The sequence below is a fragment of the Limnohabitans sp. Hippo3 genome (genome assembly GCF_003063665.1).
Lineage (GTDB): Bacteria > Pseudomonadota > Gammaproteobacteria > Burkholderiales > Burkholderiaceae_C > Limnohabitans_A.
This window is the reverse complement of sequence record NZ_NESF01000001.1, coordinates 216179-232384: the sequence shown is the minus strand read 5'-3', so window position 1 is coordinate 232384 and position 16206 is coordinate 216179. Positions and strand designations below refer to the sequence as shown.

Annotated in this window: 16 protein-coding genes; 3 read left to right on the top strand and 13 right to left on the bottom strand. The window is 59.2% G+C overall.

Translation table 11 applies throughout. From position 1 onward, the window contains the following. Positions 1-32 precede the first annotated feature (32 nt). Together clpA and clpS are read right to left on the bottom strand one after the other, a co-directional pair. Positions 33-2372: an ATP-dependent Clp protease ATP-binding subunit ClpA gene (gene clpA, locus B9Z34_RS01115; RefSeq protein ID WP_108426242.1), complete on the bottom strand. Its 2340-nt coding sequence runs from the start codon at positions 2370-2372 to the stop codon at positions 33-35. A 57-nt stretch (positions 2373-2429) separates the two neighbouring features. Further along, on the bottom strand, positions 2430-2789 hold the full coding sequence (gene clpS, locus B9Z34_RS01110; protein WP_108426241.1) for an ATP-dependent Clp protease adapter ClpS: 360 nt from the start codon (positions 2787-2789) through the stop codon (positions 2430-2432). Between the two features lie 152 nt (positions 2790-2941). Here clpS and B9Z34_RS01105 point away from each other — a divergent pair, with 152 nt between their 5' ends. Continuing rightward, the gene (locus B9Z34_RS01105; RefSeq protein WP_108426240.1) at positions 2942-3226 is read left to right on the top strand and encodes a cold-shock protein; all 285 of its coding nucleotides are present in this window, start codon (positions 2942-2944) and stop codon (positions 3224-3226) included. Between the two features lie 81 nt (positions 3227-3307). Next, on the top strand, positions 3308-3790 hold the full coding sequence (locus B9Z34_RS01100; protein WP_108426239.1) for a DUF192 domain-containing protein: 483 nt from the start codon (positions 3308-3310) through the stop codon (positions 3788-3790). A gap of 23 nt (positions 3791-3813) precedes the next feature. Here B9Z34_RS01100 and B9Z34_RS01095 read toward each other — a convergent pair whose 3' ends face one another. The 10 genes from B9Z34_RS01095 to rraA form a co-directional block, all read right to left on the bottom strand. Further along, the gene (locus tag B9Z34_RS01095) at positions 3814-4161 is read right to left on the bottom strand and encodes a DUF1840 domain-containing protein (RefSeq protein ID WP_108426238.1); all 348 of its coding nucleotides are present in this window, start codon (positions 4159-4161) and stop codon (positions 3814-3816) included. Between the two features lie 22 nt (positions 4162-4183). Then, positions 4184-4534 carry an integration host factor subunit alpha gene (locus B9Z34_RS01090; RefSeq protein WP_108426237.1) on the bottom strand — a complete coding sequence of 117 codons (351 nt, stop codon included), beginning with the start codon at positions 4532-4534 and terminating at the stop codon, positions 4184-4186. Between the two features lie 29 nt (positions 4535-4563). Then, entirely contained in the window at positions 4564-6993 is a 2430-nt protein-coding gene (gene pheT / locus B9Z34_RS01085; protein WP_108426236.1) for a phenylalanine--tRNA ligase subunit beta, read from the bottom strand. A 21-nt stretch (positions 6994-7014) separates the two neighbouring features. Further along, on the bottom strand, positions 7015-8073 hold the full coding sequence (gene pheS, locus B9Z34_RS01080) for a phenylalanine--tRNA ligase subunit alpha (RefSeq protein ID WP_108426235.1): 1059 nt from the start codon (positions 8071-8073) through the stop codon (positions 7015-7017). 123 nt (positions 8074-8196) lie between these two features. Continuing rightward, the gene (gene rplT / locus B9Z34_RS01075; RefSeq protein WP_026036460.1) at positions 8197-8559 is read right to left on the bottom strand and encodes a 50S ribosomal protein L20; all 363 of its coding nucleotides are present in this window, start codon (positions 8557-8559) and stop codon (positions 8197-8199) included. 25 nt (positions 8560-8584) lie between these two features. Beyond that, positions 8585-8788: a 50S ribosomal protein L35 gene (rpmI, locus tag B9Z34_RS01070; protein ID WP_019428895.1), complete on the bottom strand. Its 204-nt coding sequence runs from the start codon at positions 8786-8788 to the stop codon at positions 8585-8587. Between the two features lie 136 nt (positions 8789-8924). Then, entirely contained in the window at positions 8925-9524 is a 600-nt protein-coding gene (infC, locus tag B9Z34_RS01065; protein ID WP_108426234.1) for a translation initiation factor IF-3, read from the bottom strand. A gap of 86 nt (positions 9525-9610) precedes the next feature. Further along, the gene (thrS, locus tag B9Z34_RS01060) at positions 9611-11530 is read right to left on the bottom strand and encodes a threonine--tRNA ligase (protein WP_108426233.1); all 1920 of its coding nucleotides are present in this window, start codon (positions 11528-11530) and stop codon (positions 9611-9613) included. 104 nt (positions 11531-11634) lie between these two features. Continuing rightward, positions 11635-12966: an isocitrate lyase gene (gene aceA / locus B9Z34_RS01055; protein ID WP_108426232.1), complete on the bottom strand. Its 1332-nt coding sequence runs from the start codon at positions 12964-12966 to the stop codon at positions 11635-11637. A 250-nt stretch (positions 12967-13216) separates the two neighbouring features. Next, positions 13217-13732 carry a ribonuclease E activity regulator RraA gene (rraA, locus tag B9Z34_RS01050; RefSeq protein WP_108426843.1) on the bottom strand — a complete coding sequence of 172 codons (516 nt, stop codon included), beginning with the start codon at positions 13730-13732 and terminating at the stop codon, positions 13217-13219. 246 nt (positions 13733-13978) lie between these two features. Here rraA and B9Z34_RS01045 point away from each other — a divergent pair, with 246 nt between their 5' ends. Further along, complete coding sequence (locus tag B9Z34_RS01045) at positions 13979-14380, top strand: SWIB/MDM2 domain-containing protein (RefSeq protein WP_108426231.1); 402 nt, start codon at positions 13979-13981, stop codon at positions 14378-14380. 70 nt (positions 14381-14450) lie between these two features. Here the strand turns inward: B9Z34_RS01045 and B9Z34_RS01040 are convergent, their stop codons facing one another. Beyond that, positions 14451-16142 carry a thiamine pyrophosphate-binding protein gene (locus B9Z34_RS01040; RefSeq protein WP_108426230.1) on the bottom strand — a complete coding sequence of 564 codons (1692 nt, stop codon included), beginning with the start codon at positions 16140-16142 and terminating at the stop codon, positions 14451-14453. Positions 16143-16206: the final 64 nt, after the last annotated feature.

The window sequence follows — 16206 nt, the reverse complement described above, 5'->3', positions numbered from 1 at the left end:
GGCCTCCTTTTTTGCAGCTTTGAGCTGCTCCATCAGTTGGCCGTAGCTTCTTCTGGCTCGGCAGGTTCCGAGCGCGAAGCGCGACTCTCCTTCTTCGGGTTGGGCGTGATGTCCAACTGCACTTCGTCCTTGTCGTCGATGTCCACTGTGAGGCGTCCGCCCTCGGTCAGGCGACCAAACAGCAGCTCGTCGGCCAAAGCCTTGCGGATGGTGTCCTGGATCAGGCGCTGCATCGGGCGAGCGCCCATCAGCGGATCGAAGCCCTTCTTGCCCAGGAACTTGCGCAGCGCATCGGTGAAGGTGACTTCCACCTTCTTCTCGGCCAGCTGGGTTTCCAGCTGCAGCAAGAACTTGTCCACCACGCGCAGGATGATCTGCTCATCCAGCGGCTTGAAGCTGACCATGGCATCGAGGCGGTTGCGGAACTCAGGCGTGAACAGGCGTTTGATGTCGCCCATTTCGTCTCCGGCTTGACGCGGGTTGGTGAAACCAATCGTGGCCTTGTTCATGGTCTCGGCCCCCGCGTTGGTGGTCATGATGATGATCACGTTGCGGAAGTCAGCCTTGCGCCCGTTGTTGTCGGTCAAGGTGCCGTGGTCCATCACCTGCAACAGCACGTTGAAGATGTCCGGATGCGCTTTTTCGATCTCGTCGAGCAAGAGCACGCAGTGCGGCTTCTTGGTCACGGCTTCGGTCAACAAACCGCCCTGGTCAAAGCCCACGTAGCCTGGGGGCGCACCGATCAGGCGGCTGACCGCATGGCGCTCCATGTACTCGGACATGTCAAAACGGATCAGCTCAATGCCCAGGATGTAAGCCAGTTGCTTGGCCGCTTCGGTCTTGCCCACGCCCGTGGGGCCGGAGAACAAGAAGGAGCCAATCGGCTTGTCGGTCTTGCCCAGACCCGAGCGGGCCATCTTGACGGCCGAGGCCAGCACTTCCAGCGCCTTGTCCTGTCCGAACACCACCGACTTCAAGTCGCGCTCGATGGTTTGCAGCTTGCTGCGGTCGTCGTTCGAGACGTTGGCAGGCGGGATGCGGGCGATCTTGGCCACGATGTCTTCGATCTCGGTCTTGCCAATCGTCTTCTTGCGCTTGGACGCCACCTGGATGCGCTGGGCAGCCCCGGCTTCGTCGATCACGTCAATCGCCTTGTCGGGCAATTGGCGGTCGTTGATGAACTTGGCTGACAGCTCGGCGGCCGCCTGCAAGGCGGCGATGGTGTACTTGACGCTGTGGTGGTCTTCAAAACGGCTCTTGAGGCCTTTGAGGATGTCCACCGTCTCGGAGACGGTGGGCTCGACCACGTCCACTTTCTGGAAGCGGCGAGACAGGGCAGCGTCTTTTTCGAAGATGCCGCGATATTCGGTGAAGGTGGTCGCGCCGATGCACTTGAGCTGACCGCTGGACAGCGCAGGCTTGAGCAAGTTGGACGCGTCGAGCGTGCCGCCCGAAGCCGCACCCGCACCGATCAAGGTGTGAATCTCGTCGATGAACAAAATACCGTTGGGCTTGTCCTTGAGCGACTTGAGCACACCTTTGAGGCGCTGCTCAAAATCACCCCGGTATTTGGTGCCGGCGAGCAATGCGCCCATGTCCAATGAATACACCGTGGCTTCGGCCAGAATTTCGGGCACCGTGCCCTGCGTGATGCGCCAGGCCAAGCCCTCGGCAATCGCGGTTTTGCCCACGCCCGCTTCGCCCACCAGCAGCGGGTTGTTCTTGCGGCGGCGGCACAGGATCTGGATGGTGCGCTCGACTTCGTACTCGCGACCGATCAGCGGGTCGATCTTGCCGTCTTTGGCCGCCTGGTTCAGGTTGTTGGTGTACTGCTCCAGTGGCGAGGCTTTTTCATTGCGCTCACCACCATTGCCACCCTCTTCGCTCTCAGAGCTCGATGGGTTATCGGCCGATTTGGCCGCTTCGGGTGGGTCGCTTTTGCGGATGCCGTGGGCGATGAAATTCACCACATCCAGCCGGGTGATGCCCTGCTGGTGCAGGTAGTACACAGCGTGCGAATCTTTTTCGCCAAAAATGGCCACCAGCACATTGGCGCCGGTCACTTCTTTTTTGCCACTGCCTGTGGACTGCACATGCATGATGGCACGCTGAATCACGCGCTGAAAGCCCAAAGTCGGCTGGGTATCCACCTCTTCGGTGCCCGCGACCTGGGGCGTGTTGTCCTTGATGAAATTGCTCAAAGCTTTGCGCAAATCATCGATGTTGGCTGCGCAAGCGCGCAACACTTCGGCGGCGCTGGGGTTGTCCAGCAAAGCCAGCAGCAGGTGCTCAACCGTGATGAATTCGTGGCGCTGCTGACGGGCCTCAACAAAGGCCATGTGCAAACTGACTTCCAATTCCTGGGCAATCATGTGATTTCCTTTTTGCCTTGCTGAGAGAGATAGAGACGATGTGGGGGGTAAGCCACACTATTCAATAGGTTCACTGACACATTGCAGCGGGTGACCAGCCTGTTTGGCCGCGTCGAGGACCTGATCCACTTTGGTGGCGGCGACATCTCGGGAGTAAACCCCGCAAACGCCTTTGCCATCGAGATGGATCTTGAGCATGATTTGCGTGGCGGCCTCGCGGTCCTTGCTGAAAAACTCCTGGATCACCATCACCACGAACTCCATGGGGGTGTAGTCATCGTTCAACATCGCCACCTGGTACATTTGGGGCGGTTCAATTTTTTGGGCGCGGCGTTCCAGGACCACCGAATCGCCACCATCGGGCACTCGGGGGGTCACGGTCGGCAGCGTGGGATTTTGAGGTTTTTTCGTTGCCATGAATTCATTCTATCGACGCTTTGGGCCATCTTGAGACGGACCGCGACAAAAGTCTTGGTTGGAAATGGTCATCCCGTCCGGCATCGGGGAAAACCTCACATTGACAAAATTGATAATCCCGAACCACACTGAGCAAAAAACGGAGACATCGCATGCCCAGTGGTACGGTCAAATGGTTCAACGATGCCAAAGGTTTTGGGTTCATTCAGCCCGATGGCGGCGGGCCGGATGCTTTTGCCCACTTCTCGGCCATCCAGTCCGAAGGCTACAAAAGCCTGAAGGAAGGTGCCCGCGTCAGCTTTGAGCTGAGCCAAGGCAGCAAAGGCCTGATGGCCGCGAACATCCGCACCGAATCGGATGCCCCCGGTCCTGCGCAGCCTGACGCGGCGAGGGACCCGGCCACGTCTGACTCTGCCGCCCCTGCGCCCGGAGTTTGAACGCCCGAATCGGCGCGCGCCTCCCCTCACAGCATGGGGATGCCTTTATCCTATGGGCTTTCACCCGCGCATCCCGAACCCATGAACATTTCTGCACTCTTGAACCGCCCCACGTTCCATCGATGGCATCGCCTTGGCGCTTGGGCCTTGGCCTTGCTCGCCGTCAACTGCTGGGCCCAGCAGGGGCCCCAGCTGAATCTGCCCAGAACCCAGCTGCAAGCGGGCATGCACGTGCTGGATGTGCAGCTCGCCCAAACGCCGGAGCAGCGCCAAATCGGTCTGATGTGGCGCAAGGAAATGCCTCAGCACGAAGGCATGTTGTTTGTCTTTGAGCAGCCCGCCACGCAATGCTTCTGGATGCGAAACACCTTGATCCCCTTGTCTGCCGCTTTTGTGGCAGATGACGGGACGATTGTGAACATTGCGGACATGAAACCCCAAAGCGACGACTCGCATTGCTCTGAAAAGCCTGTTCGCTATGTCCTGGAGATGAATCTCGGCTGGTTTGCCAAGCGACAACTCAAGGCGGGTTACAAATTGGGCGGCGCGGTCTTCAAACGCTGAGCGAAGCGCTGCACCGGGAACGCTCAAACACCCCAAACTACATCAGCGCCCTGAGCAGAGCTCAGTTTCAGCAGCTTGAGCATGGGCGCAGCGCGCTGGGCCAGACTGACGGCCTCTTGCAGCTTGGCCTCGCCGTCGTCTGCCCGCTCGGCAGTCTCTTCTTCAGGCTTGTTTTGGGCTGCACGCTGTTTGCGCGTGGCCTCATCTTGCGCCACGGCCGCTTCCAGGCGAGCCATGGCCGCGGGCAGGTCTTGCGCCAGCACGATCCCTTGGACAGGGTCCTTGTCCAGGATGATTTTGAGCAGCCTTCTGGCGTCGGCTTCCAGCATGATGAGGTCGCTGGCGGCTTGGGATTTGAATTTGAACAACATGGGGGCTCCAATCGTGTTGGATTCAGCGGCCCACCGTCTCCATACTTTCGTCGTCAACGGCATCGCCCTGGATCAAGGCCTTGAGTTTATGGCTGGCATGAAAGGTCGCGACACGACGTGCATCAATAGGGATCAATTCTCCGGTGCGCGGGTTGCGGCCCGGACGGGCTGCCTTGGTGCGGATCTGGAAGTTGCCAAAGCCTGAGATCTTCACATCGTCCCCGGCGATCAGGCTGTCCACGACCAGGTCGAAGAAGGCATCGACCATGTCCTTGGACTCGCGCTTGTTCAAGCCGATCTGCTCGAACAGCAAATCGGCCAGGTGCGCCTTGGTCAGGGCCGGGGTTTCCAGGGTTTCAAAGCTGATTTGCATGTGCGCGTCCGTTCAATGAAGCCACGGCATCAAGCCCGCAAACGACCCGACACCTGCCGCGCAAGCTGGTCAATCACCGCCGTCATGGCCGCGTCGATCTGTTCATCGGTCAGGGTTGCCTCGTCGCTGTGCAAGGTCAGGCGTACCGCCAGGCTCTTTTCACCAGCGGCCAATGGGCCAACGGACTCGGCTTTGGGGCGGTAAATGTCAAACAGCACCGCATCGCGCAGCAAACCTTGGGTGGGTGCCGCATGAATGGCCGCCATCAATTGGCCGTGGGTGACCTGCTCGTTCACGATGACCGCGAGGTCGCGCTCCACCGACTGGTGCTTGGCCACCGCATGGGCCACAGGCACCACGCGGGCCGTCACGGCGTCGAGCGACAGCTCGAACACCACGGGCGCACTGGACAGCTCCCAGGCCTGACGCCAACGGGGGTGCAACTCGCCCACATGGCCAATCACCAAGCCGTCCACCAGCACCTGGGCCGAGCGCCCGGGGTGCAGCGCGGGGTGCTCAGCGGCTGCAAAAGTCGCTTTGCGCGGGACCAGCAGCTTTTCCACATCGGCCTTCACGTCGTAAAAATCAACGTTACGGGCCTTGCCCTGCCAGCTCAGGGGCTCCACAGGGCCCCAGGCCATGCCCGCCACGCGCATGGGTTGGTCAAAGCCCTCCACCGTGGTGTCGGTGCTTTGCACCGCGGCGTTGCGCAGGAACACGCGGCCCAGCTCGAACACGCGCACGCGGTCGGCCTTGCGGTCGGCGTTGAACTTGACCACCTGCAAAAGCGAGCCGATCAGGCTGGAGCGCATCACGCTCATCTGACTGGCGATCGGGTTGAGCAGCCGGATTGGCTGGGTGTTGCCCGCCAAGTCGCGTTCCCAGGCTTCTTCGACAAAGCTGTAGTTGATGGTTTCCTGGTAACCCAGTGCCGCAATGGCGCGTCGCACGGCGGACGGGCTGCGCTCGGTCTCTGGGCGCACTTTGGCGGTGATGGGGGCCAGCGGCGGGTTTGTGGGCAGGTTGTTGTAGCCCACCATGCGGGCCACTTCCTCGATCAGGTCTTCTTCGATCTGCAGGTCAAAGCGGAAGCTCGGGGGCGTCACGGTGACCATGCCCTCGCCTTCTGTGACTTGCAAACCCAAACCGCGCAGCGCGTCGGCGCATTGCTTTTGCGTGAGCGGCATGCCGATGACTTTGACCGCACGGGCCACGCGCAGGGTGACGGGCTGGATCGCCGGAATGTTCAGGGTCTGGTCGTCGATGGGGCCGACCTTTGTTTCTGGCGTGCCGCAGATGTTCAGCACCAGCTGGGTGATGCGCTCGATGTGCTCCACCGTCAGTTGCGGGTCCACGCCACGCTCAAAGCGGTGACCGGCATCGGTCGAGAAGTTGTAGCGGCGCGAACGACCCGCGATGGCGGTCGGCCACCAGAAAGCGGCTTCGATGTAGATGTTTTGCGTGTCATCCGACACGGCCGTGGCGTCGCCACCCATGATGCCCGCGAGCGACTCGACCTGGCTGTCGTCGGCGATCACACCCACCTTGTCGTCCACCGTCACGGTGTTGCCGTTCAGCAGCTTGAGCGATTCACCCGCTTGGCCCCAGCGCACCTGCAGGCCGCCGTGGATCTTGTCGAGGTCAAAAATGTGCGAAGGGCGACCGAACTCGAACATCACGTAGTTGGAGATGTCCACCAGCGGGCTCACACTGCGCTGGCCGCAACGGGCCAGGCGGTCCACCATCCATGGCGGCGTCTGGGCCTGGGTGTTCACCCCCTTCACCACCCGACCGCTGAAGCGGCCGCACAGGTCGGGGGCCTGCACCTGCACAGCCAGTTTGTCGCTGATTTGCGTGGCCACAGCCGGAAAAGTCGGGGCCTTGAGCGGTGCGCCAGTCAAGGCCGACACTTCTCGGGCGATGCCGTAGACACTCAGGCAATGCGCCAGATTCGGCGTGAGCTTGAGCGTCATCAAGGTGTCGTCCAGATTCAAATACTGGCGGATGTCCTGACCCAGAGGCGCGTCTGCGGGCAACTCCAACAGGCCGCCATGGTCGTCGGCAATCTGCAGCTCTTTGGCCGAGCACAGCATGCCCTGGCTTTCCACGCCGCGCAGCTTGCCGACCTTGATGACGAAAGGCTTGCCGTCTTCACCTGGGGGCAACTCGGCCCCCACCAGGGCGCAGGGCACACGGATGCCCACGCGGGCATTGGGCGCGCCGCAGACGATGTTGAGCAAACTGCCCTGCCCCACGTCCACCTGACACACGCGCAGGCGGTCGGCATTGGGGTGCTGGACGGCTTCCTTGATTTCACCGACCACGATCTTCGTGAAAGGTGGAGCAACAGGCTCGAGCTCCTCCACTTCGAGGCCGGCCATGGTCAGGGTGTCGGCCAGTTGCTGGGTCGTCAGGGACGGGTTGCAGAATTCGCGCAACCAGGATTCGGGAAATTGCATGTCTCGGGTCTCGGCTTGGAATTACTGGAACTGGCTCAGGAAGCGCACATCGCCGTCAAAGAACAGGCGCAGGTCGTTCACGCCATAGCGCAGCATGGTGAAGCGGTCCATGCCCATGCCAAAGGCGAAGCCGATGAAACGCTCGGGGTCCAGGCCCATGTTGCGCACCACGTTCGGGTGCACCTGGCCAGAACCACCCACTTCGAGCCAGCGCCCGGCGAGCGGGCCGCTCTGGAACTGGATGTCGATCTCGGCGCTGGGCTCGGTGAAAGGGAAGAAGCTGGGGCGGAAACGCAGCACCAGATCGTCGCTTTCGAAAAAGGTGCGGCAGAAATCGGTGACCACGACTTTCAGGTCTTTGAAGCTCACGTTCTCGCCAATCCACAGGCCTTCGCACTGGTGGAACATGGGCGAGTGGGTGGCGTCGCTGTCCACGCGGTAGGTGCGGCCCGGCGCGATGACGCGGATCTCGGGCATGGATGCCGAAGCCCCTTCGGTAGCGTGACCCGCATCAAGCAAGTGACGGTAACGCTTGACGTGCTGCACCGCGTGACGGATCTGCATGGGGCTGGTGTGCGTGCGCAGCAGGTGGCCGCCTTCGACATAGAAAGTGTCGTGCATGGACCGGGCCGGATGGTCCTCGGGCGTGTTGAGCGCGGTGAAGTTGAACCAGTCGGTCTCGATCTCGGGGCCTTGGGCCACTTCAAAACCCATGGAGCCAAAGATCTGCTCCACACGTTCAAGCGTGAGCGAAACAGGGTGCAGGCCGCCCACATTGGCGCTGCGGCCAGGCAAGGTCACGTCCAGCGCCTCGGCCTTGAGCTGGGCCTGCAGCTCGGCGTCCGCCAGCGCCTGACGTCGGTCGTTCAGGGCGGCCTCGATCGCCTGCTTGGCGAGGTTGATGGCGGCACCCCGGGTTTTCTTGTCTTCCACGCTCAAAGCGGCCATGCCCTTCATCAGCTCGGTGATGCGACCGGCTTTGCCCAGAAACAGGGCCTTGGCGTTTTCGAGGTCGGCAGGTGTCAGTGCCTGCGCAAAACTCTGGCGTGCGGATTCGACCAGGGTGTCCAGCTCGTTCATGGTGTGGGGATCGGTGGAAGATCGTTGAATGGGGGAATAAAAAAGGGACTGAAGCTGTTGCGAGCCTCAATCCCTTTGATCGAGTGCGTGGCACAGACCCGAAGGTCCGTGTCACTCATGGACTCAAGCTGCGGCCAGTTTGGCTTTGACTTGGTTCACGATGCCAGCAAAAGCGGCCTTGTCGTGCACGGCGATGTCCGCCAACATCTTACGGTCGATTTCGATGGCAGCCTTCTTCAGGCCGTTGGCGAACTGGCTGTAGGTCAGACCGCATTCACGCGCAGCGGCGTTGATACGGGCAATCCACAACTGACGGAACACACGCTTTTTGGTGCGGCGGTCACGGTAGGCGTATTGGCCAGCCTTCATCACCGCCTGTTTGGCGATGCGGAAGACATTGCCGCGGCGACCGCGGAAACCTTTTGCAAGGGCCAGGACTTTCTTGTGACGGGCGCGTGCCGTTACACCACGTTTAACGCGAGGCATAGTTTTTCTCCTTGTTCGTCAGTGATTACAGGCCAGCCATAGGCAGCATCTGAGCGATGTGACCCATATTGGTCTCATGCACAGCGACTGCACCGCGAAGGTGACGCTTGTTTTTGGTGGTCTTCTTGGTCAGGATGTGACGTTTGAAGGCTTGGCCGCGTTTAACGGTTCCACCGGGACGAACACGGAAGCGCTTTTTAGCACTGCTTTTGGTCTTCATCTTGGGCATGTCAATGCTCCTTTAATTGTGCTCGTGAGGCGTCTGCAAAATCTTTGCAGCCTTGTTGGCCCCGAGCCACTTTTAACAAAAGCCACCCAAAGGCAGCTTTTGATTCAACCGGCCCGAAAGCCGGTCAAATTCTTCATCAAGCCGGTTCAGCAGGTGCAGACGCGTCTGCAGCTTTGCCGCCACCAGCAGGTTTTTTCCGCCCTGGCGCGATCATCATGATCATCTGACGGCCTTCCAGCTTGGGAAATTGCTCGACGATAATGGAATCGGCCAATTCGTCACGAATCCGGTTCAGCAAGGCCATCCCCAACTCTTGGTGGGTGATCTCGCGGCCCCGGAAACGCAGGGTAATCTTGCATTTGTCGCCATCGGCCAAAAAGCGGCGGATGTTGCGCATTTTGATGTTGTAGTCACCATCGTCTGTACCGGGGCGGAACTTGACTTCCTTGATGTCAATGACCGTTTGCTTGGCTTTGGCTTCCGCCGCACGCTTTTGCTCTTGGTACTTGAACTTGCCGTAGTCCATCAAACGGCAAACCGGAGGGGTGGCTGTGGCGGCAATTTCAACCAAGTCCACATCCATTTCTCCAGCCAGGCGCAGGGCCTCGGCCAACGACAAGATACCCATGGGCTCATTGTCAGGGCCAGACACACGGACCTCGGGGGCCATGATTTCACGGTTCAAACGGTGTTTACGTTCTTCGCGGTGGCGACGATCACGAAATTCGGTAGCGATGACTCAATCCTTTACGGAACAAAACTGCGACATGCAGCGCATCCATCTTTGTGCCCACGGGCCAAAGCATGTGGCGAAACTCACCTTCAGGCTTTAGAAGCAATGTCGGCAGCAACGAGTTCAATGAACGCATCGATCGACATCACACCGAGGTCTTTGTTGCCTCGGGCGCGCACTGCGACGGTACCTGCTGCCTTCTCTTTGTCGCCAGCGACAAGGATGTAAGGCAGCTTTTGCAACGAATGCTCGCGTATTTTATACGTGATTTTCTCGTTACGCAGGTCCAGATCGACCCTAAGGCCTTGATTTGACACTGATTTTTGCAGTTTTGCAGCGATTTCACGACAGTAATCAGCCTGTGCGTCGGTGATGTTCAACACAGACACCTGCAGGGGCGAGAGCCAGGTGGGCAGAGCCCCGGCGTGCTGCTCGACCAGAATACCGATGAAACGCTCCATGCTGCCCACGATGGCGCGGTGCAGGATCACAGGGCGTTGGCGGCTGCCGTCTTCGGCGGTGTATTCGGCGTCCAGACGCTCGGACAGGTTGAAGTCCACCTGGATGGTGCCGCACTGCCATTCGCGGCCAATGGCGTCTTTCAAGGTGTATTCGATCTTGGGGCCATAGAAAGCACCATCGCCCTCCGAGATCACAAACTCGCAACCCGAAGCTCGCAAGCTGTCCATCAGGGCTTTTTCAGCCTTGTCCCACAACTCGTCGGAGCCAATGCGGGCGGCCGGGCGGGTCGAGACCTTGTAGAGGATGTCGGTGAAGCCAAAGTCGGCATAGACCTTCTTGAGCACTTTGGTAAAGGTGTCGCACTCGGGCAGGATCTGGTCTTCGGTGCAGAAGATGTGGCCATCGTCCTGCGTGAAGCCACGCACGCGCATGATGCCGTGCAGGCCACCCGAAGGCTCGTTGCGGTGGCACTGGCCGAATTCGCCGTAGCGCAGCGGCAGGTCGCGGTAGCTCTTGATGCCCTGCTTGAAGATCAGGATATGGCCCGGACAGTTCATCGGCTTGAGCGCATAGTCGCGCTTTTCCGACTCGGTCGTGAACATGTTGTCGCGGTACTTGTCCCAGTGGCCGGTCTTCTCCCACAGGCTCTTGTCGATGATCTGCGGGCCTTTGACTTCCTGGTAGCCGTTGTCGCGGTACACCTGTCGCATGTACTGCTCGATGGTTTGCCAAACGGTCCAGCCTTTGGGGTGCCAGAACACCAGCCCCGGGGCATGCTCGTCGATGTGGAACAGGTCCAGCTCGCGTCCGAGCTTGCGGTGATCGCGTTTTTCGGCTTCTTCCAGGCGCACCAGGTACTGCTGCAGGTCTTCCTTGCTGGCCCAGGCCGTGCCGTAGACGCGCTGCAGCATCTCGTTCTTGCTGTCGCCACGCCAGTAGGCGCCCGCCACTTTCATGAGTTTGAAGTGCTTGAGTTTGCCCGTGCTGGGCACGTGGGGGCCCCGGCACAGGTCTTCAAAATTGCCTTCGCGGTACAGGCTGACCTCTTGATCGGCCGGGATGCTGGCAATGATCTCGGCCTTGTAATACTCGCCCAAACCCTTGAAATAGGCCACCGCCTCGTCACGCGGCAACACCCGGCGCACCACTGGCTCATCCTTGTTGGCCAGTTCGGTCATGCGTTTTTCAATGGCCACCAGATCTTCCGGCGTGAAGGGGCGGCTGTAGGAAAAGTCGTAATAAAAACCGTTGTCGATGACCGGACCGATGGTGACTTGTGCTTCAGGGAACAAGTCCTTGACGGCATAGGCCAGCAAGTGGGCCGTTGAGTGGCGGATCAACTCCAGACCCTCAGGGTCCTTGGCGGTCACGATGGCCAGGTTGGCGTTGGTCGACATGCTGAAGCTAGTGTCCACCAGTTGCCCGTTGACCTTGCCACCCAAAGCCGCCTTGGCCAAGCCAGCGCCAATGGAGGCGGCGACTTCGGCCACGGTGACCGGAGCGGGGAATTCGCGCAATGAACCGTCGGGGAGAGTGATCTGAACCATGTGTCTACAAGTAAAAAAGCGCGGCACAGGCCGCGCTTGGAGGATGTGTCTAAACGCTGAGGGGGGATTTTACGCCGCCCTCGCCTTCAGATACCCGCAGTCGATCAGTGGAACTGCTCTTCTTCGGTCGAACCTGTGAGGGCTTTCACAGAAGACGAGCCGCCCTGGATCACGGTGGTCACGTCGTCGAAGTAGCCTGCGCCGACTTCTTGCTGGTGCGACACGAAGGTGTAACCCTTGTCGCGGGCTGCGAATTCGGGCTCTTGCACCATCTCGGTGTAGTGCTTCATGCCTTCGCCGCGGGCGTAAGCGTGGGCAAACTGGAAGGTGTTGAACCAGTTGATGTGGATACCTGCCAGTGTGATGAACTGGTACTTGTAACCCAAAGCCGACAGGTCGTCCTGGAAGGATGCGATCTGCTTGTCGTTGAGGTTTTTCTTCCAGTTGAACGATGGCGAGCAGTTGTAGGACAGCAGCTTGCCGGGGCAGGCGGCGTGCACGGCTTGGGCAAATTCACGGGCAAAGCCGATGTCAGGCACGCCAGTTTCACACCAGACCAGGTCGGCATAAGGGGCGTAAGCCACGCCGCGGCTGATGGCTTGCTCCAGACCATTTTTCACGCGGTAGAAGCCTTCTTGTGTGCGCTCGCCAGTCAGGAACGGCTTGTCGTTGGCGTCGTGATCGGAGGTGATCAGGTTCGCGGCTTCAGCGTCGGTGCGGGCCAGCACAATGGTGGACACGCCCATGACGTCGGCGGCAAAGCGTGCAGAGATCAATTTTTCGCAAGCTTCTTGAGTGGGCACCAGCACCTTGCCACCCATGTGGCCGCATTTCTTCACAGCCGCCAATTGGTCTTCAAAGTGCACACCCGCTGCGCCCGAGGCGATCATGTTCTTCATCAGCTCGAAAGCGTTGAGCACGCCACCGAAACCGGCTTCTGCATCGGCCACGATGGGCAGGAAGTAGTCGATGAACTCCTTGTCACCGGGGTTGATGCCACGGCTCCACTGGATTTCGTCAGCGCGCTTGAAGGTGTTGTTGATGCGGCGCACCATGGTGGGCACCGAGTCGTAGGCGTACAGCGACTGGTCGGGGTACATGGTCTCGGACGTGTTGCCGTCGGCAGCGACTTGCCAGCCCGACAGGTAAACGGCTTCCAAGCCGGCTTTGGCTTGTTGCATGGCCTGACCGGCGGAGATAGCACCGAAGGCGTTGACGTAGCCTTTCTTGGCGCCGCCGTTGATTTTTTCCCAGAGCTTTTCTGCACCGCGCTTGGCCAGGGTGTGCTCGATGGGCATGCTGCCGCGCAGGCGCACGACGTCGGCTGCGGAGTAACCGCGCTTCACACCTTTCCAACGTGGATTGGTGGCCCAGTCTTTTTCGAGGGCGGCGATTTGCTGTTCACGGCTCAGTTGTTGTGTGAGGTTGGCTGGCATGGAGAACTCCTGTAGTCAAGTGGAAATCTGGCGATGTAGGCAGCGAATTCTGCTTCGTCGTTGGATTCATCTTAACTCTTATAGAAGACCAACTCACATTCTTATGTCTTATACAAGACATATTTTTATTTGTTTAAAATCAATGGCTTACGTAAATAATTTCGCAATGTGATTTTTTATTTCTCATATTGAGAAAAATTGCGGCATCGCAGCATGTGTATTTTTTCAAATTATGAAAATACCTGACAACTTATGAAATGGGCAGGGCATGGCGACTGAGCACCATGCCATCGCTGTCCGCATAAAGCCAATCCCCTGTATGCACAAGCGTGCCTTGAACCGACACGGTCACGCCTGTTTGACCCTGATCGGCACGCACCGTTGGCATCGGGTTCAAGGCCAAGGCTCGAATGCCCATGGGCAAAACGCTGATCTCTGAAAGATCACGCACACAACCATAGACCACTACACCCGCCCAACCATGGCGTGCGGCAGCCGCGGCCAAATTGCCTCCAAGCAAAGCGCGTTGCAAACAACCCGCCCCATCGACCACCAGAACACGTCCCAAACCATCCGACTCCACAGCCTTTTTGACATGGCTGTTGTCCTGATAGCACTTTACGGTCAACACCTGTCCATGAAAAGACGTCCGTCCACCAAAATCTTTGAAGACAGGCGCCAACACCCGAAAATCACCCGAGTCATCCGCTTTGTGCGCGTCACAAAAATCACAGGTCGAAAAAGAAGCACTTGTGTTCATCGTCATCACCATGCCGTGGCCAATAAAAAACAAGTGGAATCGAAGCGACTTACACAGCGCATACGCACTGAGTCGGTGCGTATGTCCAAGCAGCGATGAAAAATCCGCGAATCTGCACGTAAATCAGCAACAACCCCTATAGAAAAATGCGGATTCGGCTTGGAAAGTCGCAGTTTCTCCAGTAGCATGCAGTCAGCTGGAAACAAACTGTTACTCAGCGACGAACCCACTTCCGATCAAAGGAATTTCACCATGGCAACTGCGAAAAAAACCCCGGCAACAAAAGCTGCACCCGCTAAAAAAGCAGCTCCGGCCAAGAAAGCTGCTCCAGCGAAAAAAGCTGCAGCACCCGCTAAAAAAGTAGCGGCAAAAGCACCCGCCAAAAAGGCGGCACCTGCTAAGAAACGCACCCCCAATCCCGCTTTCATGAAAGCCTTGACACCCAGCCCAGCATTGGCTGCTGTGGTGGGCGCTACACCACTGCCGCGCACCGAAGTGGTCAGCAAGATGTGGGTCTACATCAAGAAGCACAACCTGCAAGACAGCGTGAACCGCCGTGCCATCAACGCCGACGACAAGCTCAAGGCTGTGTTTGGCAAGGCACAAGTCACCATGTTTGAAATGGCCGGCTTGATTGGCAAGCACCTGAAGTAATTCAGCTTGCTACCTCATGAAAAAACCCGCGCAAGCGGGTTTTTTTACGTCGGTTTGAAAGCCATGCCTTTCATCTCTTGGCCAAAGACGCTTGCGTGATCGCCTGCAAGGTGCCGCGTGTGGTGATCACTTCAGGGTCAAGCGTCACCTCGATCAGGGTGCCCTGTGAACGGGCGAGTGCATCCAGCAGCGCCGATTCGAATTGCGCCGTTTTCTGGATGCGCACCCCGACATAGCCATACGCCTCGGCCAAAGCGGCAAAGTCAGGATTTTTCAGCTGCGAGCCTGTCACGTGCGTGGGGTATTCGCGCTCCTGGTGCATTCGGATCGTGCCGTACATGCCGTTGTTCAACACCACAATGATGCTTTTGCCGCCGTGCTGCACAGCGGTCGCCAACTCCTGACCATTCATCAAGAAGTCACCGTCACCTGCGATGGTGAAAGCCACCCGTCCGGTCAGCAAATTGGCCGCAATGCCTGCCGGGACGCCATAACCCATGGCCCCGACCGTGGGCGCCAATTGGGTTTTGTGACCCTTGGCCAGGCCATGGTGCTTGAAGAAACGGTGCATCCAGCTGGCAAAGTTGCCAGCCCCGTTCGTGACCACCGCATCGGGAGGCAGATGCTTTTGCAGCGTGGCCACAATGTCGGGCATGTCCACATCGCCGGGCAAGGCCTGGGGTTTCAGGTTGTTCAGATAGCCCTGATGCACCTGCTGCGTCCATTCGGTCCAAGGCAGCTCGGTGGGTGCTGTCAGCACTTCAAGGCTGCGTGCAGCCGCATTCATGGTGGCGAGGATTGCCAAATCCGCTTGGTATACACGGTTCAACTCTTCTGGGCTGCCATGGATGTGCACCAATTTCTGGACGGGTTTGGGCGCTTGCAGCAAGGTGTAGCCACTGGTCGTCATTTCGCCCAGGCGCGGCCCCAAAGCCAAGATCAGATCCGACTCGCGCACGGCTTGAGCCAAAGCCGGCCCGATGCCAATGCCGACATCACCGGCATACAAAGGGTGGTGGTTGTCAAAAGTGTCTTGAAAGCGGAAAGCATTGGCGACAGGCAGTTGCCAGTTTTCGGCAAAACGCTGCAAGGCTTGAGCGGCCTGCGTGGTCCATCCGCCGCCACCTGCAATCACCAGAGGCTTGCGGGCCGCCAGCAGCAGGTCGCGCAGTGTGCGCAAGGCGCCCGGGTCGCTCCAGGCCTGAACAGGCTCTACGCGACCCAGCGCCTCGGCCTTGACGGGGCGGGTCAGCATGTCTTCAGGCAACACCAAAACCACAGGGCCAGGCCGACCGTTCATGGCCGTGGCAAAAGCGCGGGCCACATACTCGGGCAAGCGCTCCGGGTCGTCCAAGCGCTCGACCCGTTTGGCCATGCCTTTGGTCGAAGGGCCAAAGAAGTGGGTGTAGTCCATTTCCTGGAAGGCCTCGCGGTCGCGGGTGTCGCTGGCCACATCGCCCACAAACAAAATCATGGGCGTGGAATCCTGGAACGCGGTGTGCACACCGATGGAGGCGTTGGTGGCACCCGGGCCGCGCGTGACGAAACAGATACCTGGGCGGCCCGTCAGCTTGCCTTGGGCCTCGGCCATGAAAGCCGCCCCACCCTCCTGCCTGCAGGTCACAAACCGGATCGTGTCGCGGTGCAAATGAAAGCCATCCAGCACCGCCAGATAGCTTTCGCCGGGGACGCCAAACGCATGGGTAACGCCTTGGGCCAGAAGGCATTCAACGAGAAGGTGGCCAGCAATTTTTGAAGTCATGCCCCATTGTGCCCAAGGCCGCAGGGCGGGTCTGTCACAGCCGTGCAAGCGCTGCTTGCACGGC